We start from the raw sequence: 13,005 nt of genomic DNA on the forward strand, positions 1-13,005 counted from the left end.
CCAGGTCTCGCAATCCAACGAGCTTATGAATAAAAGTCTAGGCGATATAGCAAACCAGTACAGTTTAATCGGGATTTAACATTAAGAGTAGTTTGTGCGTTCTCCTCATCCCTGTGCCAATCAATTAGTTTCGGTAATTGTGCCGGCGTTCAACGCCGAAAATACCATTCGTGAGACCATTAGCAGCGCGTTGAATCAGACGCACCGCAATCTCGAAGTCATTGTCGTCGATGATGGGTCCACGGACCAGACGAGGGGAATTGCCGCGCACCTCGTCCAGGATGATCCGAGAGTTCGCTATGTTTACAAAGACAATGGTGGAGTGGCATCGGCTCGCAATCGCGGAATTGCCGAAGCACAGGGTAAGTTCATCGCCACTCTCGATGCTGATGATCTCTGGTATCCCACGAAGCTCGCGCGGCAGCTTGCGCGCTTCGAACAGAGCGGACCAGAAACTGCGCTAGTATATGCTTGGTGTTGCTGGATTGATGACCACGGCAACGTCACTGGCTCGGCCCCACCGGCACGGCTAGAAGGAAACATCTTTGCGCAAATGTGCCTGGGCAACGTCGTCATCAGTGGCAGCAACGCGCTCATCAGACGAGAAGCACTGATTGCCGTAGGAGGCTTCGACGAGTCGCTTCGTTCTCGCGGCGGACAGGGTTGCGAAGACTGGAAACTCTATCTCCAGATCGCAGAGCGATACGCGATAGCAATGGTGCCCGAATATCTCGTTGGATATCGTATTTCGCCCGGTTCAATGTCCGACGACTTCGATCAAATGATGCAATCGAGGCGGCTGGTAGAAGCCGAATTCGTCGCTGCTCACCCGGCGCTGGCCCTCGAATTTGCGCGGGGCCGGACGATACTCGCACGTTCGCTCGCGCTGCGTGCGATCGATCGGTGCCAAATTCGCGACGCGATCGAATTGCTGGGCAGTCAATCACAGGGGCGGCTGACGACGGGCGTTGCCACCCTGGCGTGGTTACTCGGAGGTTTGGCTCGGCGTTCGCTAAGATGGACGCGGCGGGACAATTCGCCCACGAGCAACAGGTTCTTGCCCCTGCGCAGAAGCTGCGACGTGACCGACTAAATGAAGCGGCACATCGAATAAGGCTTGGTGTTGGCCCGGAATGCGCCAGCAATCGTCTGGAAGCTCCGTGCGCCGTCAAGGTTTTTCAGGCGCAAGCTCATCGGTTGGATAGAAGCGAGCCTGGCGGCCCTCTCCCAAGATTTTGCCCGTCGCGGACTTGGCGACTGCCGTCCATCGGTACACGTCGGGCCGGCAGGGGCCGAATGTTCGGATGCTTCCAGCAGGCACAATTCCGTTCGCGGGCATGGGCACTTCCTCCCCGCCCAGTTCCCTCGCCCCTTGGGTTAACGTCAGCAACAACAACTTAGCGTCCGCGGGAACATTGCGAAGTCGGATCTCAGGATTTGGATACAGCGTGACGCACCCCTTTGTGCCCTGCCAAGAAAAATCCAGGGTCATCAGGGGGTCCGCCGCAGCAAGTCCCGAGGTCGAGATCCATGCGACGAGTAGGGCCCAACAAAATTTAGTCGACATAATTCCCCCTGACGAACAAGAAATTCAACGAGACAAATAGAGGCTTTGCATCGCCGCGCAGGAACGCTTGGTTGAAGACCTATAAAGAAAATTTCAAGGACCTCGAACGAGCTTGAGAGGGACCCATCGACGCCCTCCATTGATTCAACATGGAGCTGCTCCAGTAGGCAGCTCAAAATGTCCAAGATGGTCTAGTCCTTGGGTCGGAGATCAGTCTTCATCTATTCTATCTTGGGATGAGCCCGCGAACTACGCGCTTCCAAAGCGGCTTGGGCGGACGCCAAGCACCGACACAATGATGTATCGCACAAGTTTCTTCCGTGGAGAAAGGGCCTGCTCGATGGGTAAGAACTACGGGTGGATAGAGATGAAAATCCTCCCTTAGGTGTTGCTCTTCTACCCGATACTGAAAGCCAAATCCATCAGCGGCCACCTGGGCCAAGATTCTGCTTACGATCGTACGGTCTTGCGTACCGTCGGGCTTGATAAAGGAACGAGTATCGTAACGTTCAATGCAAGCTTTGACCCAAGGGTGGTTCGGTTCAGCGCCCAGGATAGCGCCTTCAACAGCAATTTCCTGGATTTCGGGCCAGTGCTCGATTGACGAGAACGCACGGTGCTTGAGGAAGCGATCAAAAGGCTTGAAGACTTCAACGTCAGAGTCCAGATAGACCCCGCCCTCTAACGCAAGCGCCTTAAGTCGGATGTAATCCGACGCAAATGCCCATGCTCGAACCGAGAGCGCCTCACGCACAAATCTCGCATCAAAAGCCGACACTCTTTCCATATTCCACCGGACGATCTCATACTCCGGCATGTGACGTCGCCAACTCTCGATACAACGTCTGTTGAGTTTTGGGAGCTCATCATCGCTGAGCCAGATGTAATGGATACGACGAGGAATGCGTTCGGAAGATGGCATCGATAATCGGACCTACTTTTTTGTACCAGCAAGTGGTCGTGTGGACAGTCATGCTCTCTGATAGTCGTCTTCAATCCGGATGATGTCGTCTTCCCCGAGATAGCTCCCAGTCTGGACCTCGATCAGCTCCAGCATGATTTTGCCGGGGTTCTCCATCCGGTGCACCGCGCCCATCGGGATGTAGATCGACTCGTTCTCGTGCACGCTTTTGACGGTCTCGTTGACGGTGACGCGGGCTGTGCCGCGGACCACGATCCAGTGCTCGGCGCGATGATGGTGCTTCTGCAGCGACAGACGTCCGCCCGGCTTCACCACGATGCGCTTGACCTGGTGGCGCTCGCCATTGTCGACCGATTGGTAGCTGCCCCAGGGCCGATGTACCCTGAGGTGCTCTTCGGTGACCTTTGGTGCGACCGCCTTGAGTTTTGTGACCAGCCGCTTGAGCCCGTTGGCATCCTTCTGGCGCGAGACGAGAACCGCATCGGCAGTCGCAACGACGATAAGATCATCAACGCCTTCGAGCGCGACCAGCGCGGCATCGGTGGTGACGTTGCAGTTGCGGCTATCTTCGAACACGGCGGCGCCATGCGAAGCATTGCCTTGCGCGTCCTTGTCCGACAATTCCCACACCGCGTGCCAGGAGCCGACGTCGGACCAGCCGCACGACACCGGCACGACCGCGGCGCGCGCGGTCTTCTCCATCACCGCATAGTCGATCGAGATCGCCTTGGCCGCGCCGAACGCCTCGGGCTCTAGCGTCACGAAGCCGAGATCGCGGCCGGCGTTACTAACAGCAGTGGAAATCGCCTCCACGCTCGCCGCATCGACCTTGCGGTATTCGTCGAGCAATACAGTGGCGGGGAACATGAAATTGCCGCTGTTCCAGAGATAGCCGGAATTGACGTAGTCGGCCGCCTTCACCGCATCCGGCTTCTCGACGAAGCGCACGACCGCGTGCACCTCGCCGGAGATGACCTCGCCCGGGCTGATATAGCCGTATTCGGTCGCCGGCCGCTCCGGCTTGACGCCGAACGTGACGATGCGCCCGGCGCTTGCGGCGGTGAGGCCTTGGCGGCACGCCGAGACGAACGCGGCATTGTCCTGCACCACGTGGTCGGCGGCGAGCGCGAGCACGATGGCTTCACTCGCGCGGTTCTGCGCGAACACCGCGCCGGCTGCGATCGCCGGGCCGGAATCGCGCCGCATCGGCTCGAGGATCACGTCGGCCTCGATGCCGATTTCGGCGAGCTGCTCCAGCACCATGAAACGATAGGACGCATTGGTGATGACGATCGGGCGATCGAACAGCGAGGCCTCCGAAACGCGCGAGAGCGTGTCCTGGAAGGTCGAGCGCGTGCCGAACAGCGGCAGGAATTGCTTGGGCCGCACCTCGCGCGAAGCCGGCCACAGCCGCGTTCCGGCACCGCCGCACGTGATCAGAGGAATAATGCGTTTTCCCGAACGAACGGGAGCGCACGAAGACAAATCAGCCACAAACAATTCTCCGCAACTCGACTGCACGGCGCAGATGACTAGCAAGTACTATTCCAACTACTCGAATAACGTAAATCCCTCACAACGTTAAGGGTTAAGGCACCGAAAGATGGACAACTCGCGCAGATTGGGGCATGAGTTCGCCTCAATGAAATGACATGTGTTCGCCTCAATGACTGACGAAATTCCGGGCGATCGACAGGTGCCAATTTGAAGATTCTGGTCCACGACTATGCCGGCCATCCCTTCCAGGTCGACCTCAGCCGCGAGCTCGCTTCGCGAGGACACCAGGTTACGCACGCCTATTTCCATGGCGATCACGGCCCCAAGGGGCGCCTCCACCGCTCCTCCTCTGACCCGGTCGGCCTGTCCTTCCAGGGCGTGAGCCTACCCCGTCCTTATGACAAAGCTTCTTTCGTAAAACGCCGGTTTGATGATGTGGCCTATGGTAAGGGGGTCGCACACCTGATTTTATCACTCAGGCCCGACCTTGTTATTTCTGGAAATACCCCCACCGAAGCCCAATCGGCGATCGTGAAGGCATCCCGCACCAGTGACGCATCCTTCGTGTTCTGGGTTCAGGATTTCTACAGCATCGCAGTTTCAAAGTTACTGCGAAAGAAGATGGGGGCCGTGGGATCAGCAATCGGCGGCTACTACCGTTTCCTGGAACGGGGGCAATTTGCCAGTTCTGATGCCATCGTTGTGATCACCGATTCTTTTGCTGACGTTGCAAAGAACTGGGTCACCCGCAAGGACAAGATCTTCACGATCGAGAACTGGGGCACGCTAAACGAGATCGCCCCCCTTCCAAAGAACAATGATTGGGCACGACACCACGGCCTTGCTGATACCTTCAACTTCCTTTATTCGGGCACGCTTGCACTGAAACACAACCCTCAATTGCTTGTCGATCTCGCCAAAGAAGTGAAAGGGCGTGCCAATGTCATCGTTGTAAGCCAGGGCGTGGGCGTCGCCCAGCTTGAGCGCGCCAAGCAAAAGGATTCGATCGACAACCTAATTCTGTTGCCACTGCAGCCGTTTGCCGATCTGCCCAATGTGCTCGCAACTTCGGACGTAACAGTGGCGACCATCGAGCCGGAGGCCGGCATGTTTTCGGTTCCTTCCAAGGTGCAGTCATATTTCTGCGCCGAGCGTGCGGTATTGCTGGCCGCACCAGCAGAAAATCTTGCCTCCCAGGTGGTCCGCAAGAACGGAGCTGGTCTTGTGGTCGATCCGATCGACAAGGCAGGTTTCCTGCGTTCCGCACTTCAGCTTTTGGAGGATGATGCCTTGCGCGTCGGGGCGGCGGAAAGTGGTAGGAAATTTGCTTTGAACAATTACGACGTTACACGAGTGGCTGATCGCTTTGAAACGGTGTTTCAATACGCGATCCGCGCGAGAGATGCCAGAAAGGGAACTTCATGACTAAGACTGCCTTGGTTTGTGGCGCAGGTGGATTTATCGGCGGGCACCTGGTGAAACGGCTTAAGCGCGAGGGGTTCTGGGTCCGTGGCGTCGACCTGAAATTTCCGCCATTTGCCGAGACCGAGGCCGACGATTTCGCGAGAGGCGATCTGCGCGACCAGTATTTCTGCCGTCAGATCGCGGACCGCCGCTTCGATGAGGTTTACCAACTCGCCGCTGATATGGGCGGCGCTGGCTATATTTTCACCGGCGAGCACGACGCGGACGTGATGCACAATTCAGCCACGATCAACCTGAACATGCTTGATGCCGGTCAGAAGCGGAACGTGCGCGGTATGTTCTACTCGTCCTCCGCCTGCATGTATCCCGAACACAATCAGATGGATCCCAACAATCCGAACTGCGCCGAGGATTCCGCCTATCCGGCGAACCCGGATAGCGAGTATGGCTGGGAGAAGTTGTTTTCGGAGCGCCTCTACCTTGCCTACAACCGCAATTACGGCATGCGCAACCGCGTCGCCCGGTATCATAACATCTTCGGGCCTGAGGGCACCTGGGAGGGGGGCAAAGAGAAGGCCCCGGCCGCCGTTTGCCGTAAGGTCGCGCAGGCGACCAGCGGCAGCGAGATCGAGATCTGGGGTGACGGCACCCAGACCCGCTCCTTCCTCTTCATTGACGAGTGCCTGGAAGGCACGATCCGCCTGACCCGCTCCGATTTCGAGGGCCCCGTCAACGTCGGCTCGCAAGAGATGGTCACCATCAACCAGCTCGTCGACATCGTCGCCGACATCGCCGGCAAGAAGCTTTACAAGAAGCACATTCCCGGCCCGCTCGGCGTGCGCGGCCGCAACTCGGATAATCGGCTGATCGGACAAAAGCTCGGCTGGAAGCCGTCTGCCACGCTGCGCTCGGGCCTCGAGAAGACCTACGAGTGGATCGAGCGGCAGGTGCACCGGAATACGAAGAAGGCGGCGGCGTAGGCGCTGTGCGCATATCCCACGAGGCAGGCCTGTATAGACCCGAAACCAGACGTCGTGAACGGTGCGAGAGAGCAGCTCATGATATCTCCACTGTTCGAATTCGCTCGTTGGCCGACTTAAATGTCCTTCCAAAAGACTGTTCTGGTTTATCGCAATGAGCTGTTGCCCATTTCCGAGACCTTCATAAAGGAGCAAATGTTGGCGCTTCACTATTGGCGCCCGGTACTGGTCGGACGTCGCCTGCTGAATCAATTGCCTCTGGACGATATCGACGTACGTATCGTCGGTCTTAGGCATTCGACGACCGCGACTAACGTGGTGTCGAAGTTGCGGCGGGCCCTTGGCGTCGTTCCATCCAAAGTCATTGAGGAACTCAAATCGGAGAATCCGCTACTCGTTCACGCTCACTTTGGAATTGACGCGCTCGACGCTTGGCCGATCGCACGCGCGCTGAAGGTGCCGATGCTCGTGACTCTCCACGGTTATGACATCAACACTCATCGGGCATGGTGGGAAGCAGGGCACGGAGGGATTCGCATGCGCTTTTATCCGCGACGCCTTCTGCGTCTGGCTCGCCGGCCCCACGTTAGCTTCGTTGCTGTCTCTCAAGCGCTTCGCCGGCGCGCGATCGGGTTCGGCATTCCCGCTGAGAAGATCGCGGTAAGTTATATTGGAATTGACATCCGAAAGTTTCGAACGGGCGACGTCCCTATCGCGCAACGGGCACTCCGGGTGCTGTTCATCGGCCGTTTGGTGGAAAAAAAAGGCTGCGAGTTCCTCATCAGTGCGATGTCGCGTGTACAGAAAGAGCTTCCAGCCGCGCAACTAACCGTGGTTGGTGATGGACCTTTGCGACAGGATCTGGAACAGATGGCCAGGACTCTTAACGTCCGGATATCATTCCTCGGAGCGCAGTCAAGCGCTGACGTCAAACGTGAGCTCGACGCCTCACGCGTCATGTGTCTGCCCAGCGTGACGGCGAGAAATGGCGACGCGGAGGGCTTCGGACAGGTGCTTCTCGAGGCGCAAGCCTCAGGCGTTCCGGTCGTGACTTCAGCCTTTGGTGGAGCAGACGAAGGCATCCGCGAAGGTGTTACAGGATTTTCTTTTGCGGAACGCGACGTCGAGAGACTCGCCCAGACATTAACAAAACTTCTGACGAATGATGAACTTCTCACTCAAATGGCCCATGAGGGCCCAAGCTTTGTCGCTAGCAAATTTGACGTCATCGAGCGTACGAAAAAGCTCGAAATCTTGTACGGTCAACTCGGGTTAGCACAACAAACTCGACAATCAAAGACGACAAATTCGTCCACACACCGATGACTCAACGCTGGTTTCGTTGAGCTCGCATACGCGCAACGCGCAGGAGAATACTTTTGGCTCAATCAATGAAGTCGAACCGCCTTGCCCGAAGAATCGCCAATGTTCCAATTCTCGGACCGTTAGCAAAGCACTTTTACTACGCTCTTCGAGGTGCAGACGCGCTCCCGACCGAAGTCACTTGTGAGATGCTGGGAGGCTATAAGCTCCTGCTGCAGCCGGCGAGGGACGAATTCGAGCGGCGGATGTATCGCGATCGTGAATACGAACCAGCGACGCTATCGTTGCTTGATAAGGTGCTGCGCCCCGGCGACACGATGGTCGACGTCGGTGCGAACCTTGGACTCATGAGCATCCATGCAGCTCAAAGAGTGACTAGCAACGGTCGCGTAGTAGCGATTGAACCGCACCCCGTGTATTTCAAAAGGTTAGTGGACAATGTTTCGCTGAACGGCATTAAGAATGTTGTTGCCGTCAACAGCGCAGCAGGGAGCGCGATTGAGCAGAGGACGATTTACGACAGTCCGGACGTCAATATCGGGCGCTCTTCACTGATTGATCCTGGTGTTGGCGGCATGGTAGCTGGGCAAGTCACCGTAGACACTCTCGATCATCTGCTGTCGGACGCACGCGTACGAGACGTTCGCCTCCTTAAGATTGATGTCGAGGGGTTCGAATTGGAGGTGTTGAAGGGTGCCTCAGAGACTCTGAAACAACTTCCCATCATCTGTATGGAGTTCGACGTCGCACTTCCAACCGGCGGCTGGGACCACTTTTCTACTCATGATCTTCTAATGGAAACGTCAAATTATTCTTGCTACAGATTCAAGCGAACTAAATTCCACAGTTCGCCTTTGGTTGAGGTTACGAAAAAGCAGGAAATGCAATCGCTCAAATTTGACAATCTCGTGTATGTCCCGAAATCATTGATAGGAGATTTGCCCAAAGGGCTGTTTGCGTAACCGCTTCCTCGTTGATACCGAAGGAGGCCAGTGTCCGGCTGAACGCGAGAGCGGTCGGTACTCTTAGGCTCCATTCCAATTCAGACCAGTCGCTCAGCGATCATGAAATAGCCAAGTGGGAACTGGGTCGAAGTCTTCTGAGCGAGCTTCACGCCAAGTCGGCTCTTTGCGAACCACCACCCGACAGCTTGCAACATTTGCGCCGTGAAAGTGCCTCCCAAAGGCAATCTTCTGATGTTCTTCGAGATGACATCAAGTACTATTTCTACCGCGCCGCCGACCGGATTTAGACAGACAATCCGCATACCCGAATGATCCATGAATCTACGCAAAGCGAATTCAGTATAGCGATAGTAGTCATGTGGAGCCTCATGCAAAGGATAATAAAAGGGAACGCTCATGATGAGCTTGCCCCCTGGCGACAGCAGTCTGCTGATCTCGAGGCAAAGGTCCATCGGCACAGGAATATGCTCAAGAACGTCCGATAGAACGATCGTATCGAATGCTCCGTCAGGGTAGTCAATAGGCTGCGTCAGATCGGCTTCCTTGTCCAGGTAGGTTGTCTGGTGCAGGCTATTTCCCCAATCAATGCAGGTGACTTCGTTGACCAGATTTCTGTAAACGCCGTAAAGCGGTGCCTTGCCGCAGCCGAGATCAAGCAATCGACCTGAGGCGTGCAATCTGAGCGCCTCAAAATATCTTGCTGCGAAAAGATTTGCAGCGAGCCTCGAACTCAGACTCACTTCAGTGACATCGTCAGATGCCAAAAGTTGCTCGCCGCGCAGGACGTACTTCGTCTCTTTCCAGTTTTCGGCGTTACGCAATTCGATCACGGATAAGGTTGAGATTGGATGTGCAGCCGTCATCGACAGCTGATTTGTACAGTACAATGCTGTGGCACCTTGGTCTAGATGCTACGCCCGAGGCCTTGGATCATTTGTCGCAACTATGAACCCAACCTTTGCGCGGGCGGCGTGATCAATTTGACCCTACTCGCCTCTTCATTCTATGGGTATTTGGGACAATCGGCCACCCCACCTGGTATATTTCGCATCGAGCATAATGAGAACGGTCTGAACGGTGGATGCAAATAGCAAATCGCGCGCGGCCAAAAACATCGCCATCACTGGGATCGCTCAGACTTGGCGCGTCCTAACAGGCTTCGTTCTCACCGTGTTCACGACGCGCCTTCTCGCTCCATCCGATTTTGGGATCCTAGCCATGGTTGCGACGGCTACCGCACTGATTGGCCTTGTCAAGGATTTAGGCATCAGCCAGGCCATCATACAGCGCGGCACTACTGATCGCAGCCAACTCAACTCGCTGTTCTGGGTTTCCGTCCTTACATCGCTGGGATTCTCATTCATTCTGGGGGTTAGCGCTCCACTTCTCGCCAGTTTTTATCACGAGCCGCGAGTGCTGGTGGTAACGATTGCCTTTGCAGCACTCGCCCTGCTCAGCGGACCACAGGCGGTCCCAGCAGCTATCCTCACAAGAAATTCACATTTCAACCAATTGGCCATAGCCGAGATCGCGAGCGCAACGATCGCTGTCGTTGTCGGAGTCATCGGCGCTTGGTGGTGGCAGAGCTATTGGGCCCTTTATGCGTCAGCGGCTAGCGCCACGCTCGTCTCTGCCGCAGGGATCTGGCTATCGGCCGGATATCGACCGAGCATCCCGCGATTTGACCAGACCACAACTCAGATGCTTCGCTTTGGATGGCATGTGTCCGGCTTCAACGTTGCAAACTACGTTGCTCGCAGTTCCGACAATGTCCTGATCGGGCGCTTTCTGGGGAGCGATGAACTCGGCCTTTATGATCGCGCGTACCGGTTGCTGCTCTTCCCGATCAATCAGCTTACCGGCCCAATTGGGCAGGTGCTGGTGCCGCTCTTATCCCGCATTACAAATGATGCGGCCAAATATCGCAGCACTTATGCAGAGACCGCATCGCTCATGATGCTTGTCGCACACCCGGGCATTTTGTTCGCGGTGATATGCGCACCACAACTCATCGGGTTGCTGTACGGTGAACAATGGATCTTATCAGCTCCGATCTTCCAGTGGCTTGGTATCGCGGGCCTCCACCAGATCATGACGTCTACCACAGGCTGGCTCTTCCTGAGCCAAGGGCGCGGGCGGGAACTGTTTAGACTCGGTGTCTATGTGGCGGCCATCACGCTCTCTTCGTTCCTGATTGGCCTGCCGTGGGGCGCCGTCGGCGTTGCAGCTTCCTATACGATCGCGAATTACATAGCATTGGTCCCAGTCATATTGGTTTTCGCTGGACGCTCCGGTCCGGTTAGTTCGAAGGACCTTATTGTCATAATCCTTCCGCACGGCTTGGCAGCAGCGTTGACTGGAATGTTCCTCGAGCTTCTCCGCCTTTGTTTTCCAAATATCGGCATTGTTCAAATGGCTGCCTTTTGTGGGATTTCGTACCTGTCATACTTTTGCGTCATCCTTATCTTTGACGCAAAGCGCGCGCTGCTCTGGCGGGCGCTACGAATGCTCATACGAAAGTAAATACGCTTCTAGGAAAGCTCCCAATTAGGGATATGCACCAGAGAGCTTTCGATGGCTTCGCATGCCCGCCGCGGAAGCGGGACGCTGGCTGGGCACCAATTCCGACACTCGCTTCTATATCCACGAAATGGATTGGCGATCTCCGAAGCCCAACTTCAGCTCGAGACGAAAGCTGAAAAGGGCTGGTCTGACCTGCCCCTGCCGATTTCCTCCAGTTGAAGTTAGAGTCCGGCCTTCTGAAGGACGGACAAATGAAGCGAACCAGGTTTACGGAAGAGCAGATTATAGGCGTGCTGCGCGAGCATGAGGCCGGAGCGAAGACGGCCGATTTGGCACGCAAGCACGGCGTCTCGGAAGCGACGCTTTACAACTGGAAGTCCAAATTCGGCGGTATGGACGTCTTTGAGGCCAAGCGGCTACGGCAGCTTGAGGACGAGAACGCCAAGCTGAAGAAGCTATTGGCCGAGCAGATGCTGGATGCGGCGGCGCTGCGTGAGCTTCTTTCAAAAAATGTATGACCCGCCCCGCCCGTGCAAGGTCGTTTGATGAGGACGATGCAGTCTGCACAAATGTATCCGGCCTCTTGCAAGTGGGCCGCTGTTGCGGCCAGGCCATGATGAGATCCGCGCGTGCCGTTCCCAGATAAATGGTTCGGGCTCGAAGCCCGCTTTTTTGCAGAGGGTTTACGGCGCGCCGATCGACTGTTTCGTCATCACCTTCACGAACCTCGCAGTCTGGAACAAACGGGATCAGCTAAAGGCCGGATCCCGCCGTTCATAGCTTGCGCCGGGCTTGGTCATCACCACCCATGCGATCCGCGCAATCTTGGCCGCCAAGGCGACGGTGACCTTGTTAGTGTGCATGCGTGCCTGAAGTCCATCAAGCCACGCGCCAAGGCGGTATCGCGAGCGATCAAGATGAGTCACGCAGGAACGGGCGCCATGGATTATCATCCGGCGCAGATATCGATTGCCGCGCTTGCTTATCCCCAGCAGCTTCGTTTTGCCTCCCGTAGAATATTCTCTCGGGACAAGACCTAGCCAAGCTGCCAAATCGCGGGCCTTTTTGAACTGGCGGGCAGATCCAGCTGCGGCCAAAAGCGCCGTCGCGGCCAGCGGACCAATGCTCGGGATGGTCATCAATCGACGTGCGGTATCGCTTTGAGAGGCAATTGCCTCAATCTCGCGGTTGACCTCGGCAATCCGCGGCTCCAACTGCCGCAGCTCGTCAAATGTAGATGCAAGAATGCGACGCATCGTCGAGGTTAGATCATTCGACTGATCGGCCAAAACCCTCGGCAGATCAGCCTTGAACTTGCCGGCGCACTGGTGAATAGCGATCCCATATTCCAGGCAAAAAGCGCGCATCTGATTGATGAGGCACGTCCGTTGCGACATCATCCGATCGCGAACACGATGCAGCGCTTGCAGGTCAATGTGCTCAGGCGACCTTAGCTCGACGAAGCGCATCGTTGGTCTCGTCACGGCTTCGGCGATCGCCGCGGCATCGATGATGTCATTTTTGTTGGACTTCACATATGGCTTCACGAATTGAGCTGGGATAATGCGAACGGTGTGCCCCATGGCGGCGATCTTGCGGGCCAACCATTGCGAGCCGGAGCAGGCCTCCATCCCCACCAAAGCCGGTCCTGCACGTTCGAAGAACTGCAAGAGCGTATCGCGCCGAAAGGTCGCCTTCTGGATCGGCATTCCGGCGGCGTCGAGCCCAACGACGTGGAAAAGGTTCTTGCCAATGTCGATCCCAAACGCCGTTGCCGGCCTGTGCTTGTTCCGTGTCCTCATT

At 56.3% G+C, this 13,005-nt stretch carries 11 protein-coding genes and 1 pseudogene; 7 read left to right on the forward strand and 5 right to left on the reverse strand.

Annotation, left to right across the window (positions count from 1 at the left end; translation table 11 throughout):
* Positions 1-94: 94 nt before the first annotated feature.
* Complete coding sequence (locus ABIB66_RS29545; RefSeq protein WP_354256493.1) at positions 95-1,093, forward strand: glycosyltransferase family 2 protein; 999 nt, start codon at positions 95-97, stop codon at positions 1,091-1,093.
* A gap of 75 nt (positions 1,094-1,168) precedes the next feature.
* On the opposite strand, the gene ABIB66_RS29550 is transcribed toward ABIB66_RS29545, so the two are convergent.
* From ABIB66_RS29550 to ABIB66_RS29560, 3 genes are all read right to left on the reverse strand, one after another.
* Positions 1,169-1,492 (reverse strand): hypothetical protein, encoded by a 324-nt coding sequence (locus ABIB66_RS29550; RefSeq protein WP_354211140.1) that lies wholly within the window; start codon positions 1,490-1,492, stop codon positions 1,169-1,171.
* Between the two features lie 301 nt (positions 1,493-1,793).
* A complete protein-coding gene (locus ABIB66_RS29555; RefSeq protein WP_354211141.1) occupies positions 1,794-2,489 on the reverse strand; it encodes a glycosyltransferase family 32 protein in 696 nt (231 codons plus the stop codon).
* 48 nt (positions 2,490-2,537) lie between these two features.
* Complete coding sequence (locus ABIB66_RS29560; RefSeq protein ID WP_354256822.1) at positions 2,538-3,974, reverse strand: mannose-1-phosphate guanylyltransferase/mannose-6-phosphate isomerase; 1,437 nt, start codon at positions 3,972-3,974, stop codon at positions 2,538-2,540.
* A 219-nt stretch (positions 3,975-4,193) separates the two neighbouring features.
* On the opposite strand from ABIB66_RS29560, the gene ABIB66_RS29565 reads away from it, so the two are divergent.
* The 4 genes from ABIB66_RS29565 (at position 4,194) to ABIB66_RS29580 (ending at position 8,676) form a co-directional block, all read left to right on the forward strand.
* Complete coding sequence (locus ABIB66_RS29565) at positions 4,194-5,411, forward strand: glycosyltransferase family 4 protein (protein ID WP_354256495.1); 1,218 nt, start codon at positions 4,194-4,196, stop codon at positions 5,409-5,411.
* Entirely contained in the window at positions 5,408-6,391 is a 984-nt protein-coding gene (locus ABIB66_RS29570; protein WP_354256498.1) for an NAD-dependent epimerase/dehydratase family protein, read from the forward strand. The genes ABIB66_RS29565 and ABIB66_RS29570 overlap by 4 nt, the downstream gene beginning before the upstream one ends.
* Positions 6,392-6,511: 120 nt before the next feature.
* Positions 6,512-7,717, forward strand: coding sequence for a glycosyltransferase (locus ABIB66_RS29575; RefSeq protein WP_354256501.1), 1,206 nt, complete (start codon positions 6,512-6,514; stop codon positions 7,715-7,717).
* Positions 7,718-7,782: 65 nt separating this feature from the next.
* Positions 7,783-8,676: an FkbM family methyltransferase gene (locus ABIB66_RS29580; protein WP_354256504.1), complete on the forward strand. Its 894-nt coding sequence runs from the start codon at positions 7,783-7,785 to the stop codon at positions 8,674-8,676.
* An 80-nt stretch (positions 8,677-8,756) separates the two neighbouring features.
* Here ABIB66_RS29580 and ABIB66_RS29585 read toward each other — a convergent pair whose 3' ends face one another.
* Positions 8,757-9,542 carry a class I SAM-dependent methyltransferase gene (locus ABIB66_RS29585; RefSeq protein ID WP_354256507.1) on the reverse strand — a complete coding sequence of 262 codons (786 nt, stop codon included), beginning with the start codon at positions 9,540-9,542 and terminating at the stop codon, positions 8,757-8,759.
* A 214-nt stretch (positions 9,543-9,756) separates the two neighbouring features.
* Between ABIB66_RS29585 and ABIB66_RS29590 the strand changes: the two genes are divergently transcribed.
* The gene (locus ABIB66_RS29590) at positions 9,757-11,202 is read left to right on the forward strand and encodes a lipopolysaccharide biosynthesis protein (protein ID WP_354256510.1); all 1,446 of its coding nucleotides are present in this window, start codon (positions 9,757-9,759) and stop codon (positions 11,200-11,202) included.
* A gap of 251 nt (positions 11,203-11,453) precedes the next feature.
* Positions 11,454-11,717 (forward strand): annotated as a pseudogene (locus ABIB66_RS29595) (transposase); the annotation flags it as partial.
* Between the two features lie 234 nt (positions 11,718-11,951).
* Here ABIB66_RS29595 and ABIB66_RS29600 read toward each other — a convergent pair.
* Positions 11,952-13,004 (reverse strand): IS110 family RNA-guided transposase, encoded by a 1,053-nt coding sequence (locus tag ABIB66_RS29600; protein WP_354256513.1) that lies wholly within the window; start codon positions 13,002-13,004, stop codon positions 11,952-11,954.
* Position 13,005 lies beyond the last annotated feature (1 nt).

The sequence above is a fragment of the Bradyrhizobium sp. F1.13.3 genome (assembly GCF_040548265.1).
GTDB lineage: Bacteria > Pseudomonadota > Alphaproteobacteria > Rhizobiales > Xanthobacteraceae > Bradyrhizobium.

What these genes read in the sequence shown, in the direction of transcription:
- ABIB66_RS29555 (WP_354211141.1), bottom strand. Translation starts at nt 2,489, where the DNA reads ATGCCATCTTCCGAACGCATTCCTCGTCGTATCCATTACATCTGGCTC.
- ABIB66_RS29580 (WP_354256504.1), top strand. Translation starts at nt 7,783, where the DNA reads ATGAAGTCGAACCGCCTTGCCCGAAGAATCGCCAATGTTCCAATTCTC.
- ABIB66_RS29585 (WP_354256507.1), bottom strand. Translation starts at nt 9,542, where the DNA reads ATGACGGCTGCACATCCAATCTCAACCTTATCCGTGATCGAATTGCGT.
- ABIB66_RS29550 (WP_354211140.1), bottom strand. Translation starts at nt 1,492, where the DNA reads ATGACCCTGGATTTTTCTTGGCAGGGCACAAAGGGGTGCGTCACGCTG.
- ABIB66_RS29570 (WP_354256498.1), top strand. Translation starts at nt 5,408, where the DNA reads ATGACTAAGACTGCCTTGGTTTGTGGCGCAGGTGGATTTATCGGCGGG.
- ABIB66_RS29600 (WP_354256513.1), bottom strand. Translation starts at nt 13,004, where the DNA reads ATGAGGACACGGAACAAGCACAGGCCGGCAACGGCGTTTGGGATCGAC.
- ABIB66_RS29575 (WP_354256501.1), top strand. Translation starts at nt 6,512, where the DNA reads ATGTCCTTCCAAAAGACTGTTCTGGTTTATCGCAATGAGCTGTTGCCC.